Annotated in this window: 2 protein-coding genes; both read left to right on the top strand. The window is 67.4% G+C overall.

The genetic code is table 11. The annotated features are described in order from the left end of the window. On the top strand, positions 1-411 hold a 411-nt coding region (locus tag JCM12296_RS34945; protein ID WP_218188455.1), incomplete at its 5' end, for a hypothetical protein. Next, positions 408-1238: hypothetical protein (locus JCM12296_RS34940; RefSeq protein WP_218188454.1), on the top strand; the 831-nt coding region annotated here is incomplete at its 3' end. The genes JCM12296_RS34945 and JCM12296_RS34940, both read left to right, overlap by 4 nt.

Here is a 1238-nt window from a genome sequence, read left to right as displayed (position 1 = left end):
GCCGGGCCCCTGGAGGCCCAGTTGGCGGACCTTTCCCGTGCATCCAGCGCCCTGGCCGATGATCTTAAGCGTCGTCTGGCGCGCCAGACGCTCTGGGGCGGTGCGCTGGAAGATCTCGACCGTCTGCCGTTGCCGTCCATGGAGACTCTCGATCGTTTTGAACAACAATTCGCCGCCAGTCTGCGGCGGATCGAAAGTGCCAATGCGGCCCTGGCGACCATCGATGGCGAGATCGATGCCGCCACGGCCGAATTACGGCGTGTCGACCCGGCCCAGATCATTCCCACCGAAGCGGATTTGCAGGCGGCGCGGACCACCCGCGACCGGGGCTGGCAAATGATTCGCCAGACCCTGGCCGGCAACCCGCCGCCAGCGGATGCCAGGGCGGTTTTTGTCGCCAGGCCGGTGTGACGGGCGATCTGCCCGATACCTTCGAGGTCCTCATGCGCCAGGCGGACGGCATTGCCGACCGTCTGCGCCGCGAGGCCGACCAGGTGAGTCGCAAACTTCTCATCGAGGCCCGCCGGAAGCAGTTGGCGAAGCAGCAAAGCACGCTTGCGGCGGAACGGGAAACAGCCCTGGCGGCGGAGGTCGACGTATCGGCCGCATGGCGGCAGCTGTGGGCTTCCCTTGCGATTCTTCCCCTGGGGGCGGCGGAGATGCGCGCCTGGCTGATGGAGATGACCGCCATCCGTGAAAAAGCGGCCCGCTTACGCGACGACCGGCGTCATGTGGAAGTCACCCGGGCGGCGATGACAACCCACCAGGCCGCCTTGCGTCAGGCCCTTTGCGCTGTCGGGGATGAACCGAACCCTGCCGACGACCTAAAAGGGCTGATTCGGGCGGCCCAGGCCATGCTGGCCCGCCAGGCGGAGCTGACCGCGCGCATCCGGTCCATGGAAGGTGAACTCCTCGCCGTCGAGGGGGAACTGGCCGAGGTCGTTGCCGATGGCGAGGCCCAGGCGGCGGCAATGGCGGTTTGGAAAACCGAGTGGCAGCGGCATTTGGATCCGATCGGCCTGCCGGCCGATGCCACCAGCCCCGTTGCCGCCCTGGCTGTGATCGACAGCCTGCGCGAGGCCAGGGGGAAACACCAGGAGGCCGATGTCCTGCAAAAGCGCATCCAGGGCATCGACCGGGATGCGGCGGCGTTTGAGGCGCGGGTGGCGGCATTGGTCGAACGCGCCGCCCCGGATCTGGTTGGCGAAACCTGCGACCGGCCGCCGAAGGCTCTATTC

The organism is Desulfosarcina cetonica JCM 12296, assembly GCF_001311845.1.
GTDB lineage: Bacteria > Desulfobacterota > Desulfobacteria > Desulfobacterales > Desulfosarcinaceae > Desulfosarcina > Desulfosarcina cetonica.
This window is presented reverse-complemented; position numbering and strand designations above follow the sequence as displayed.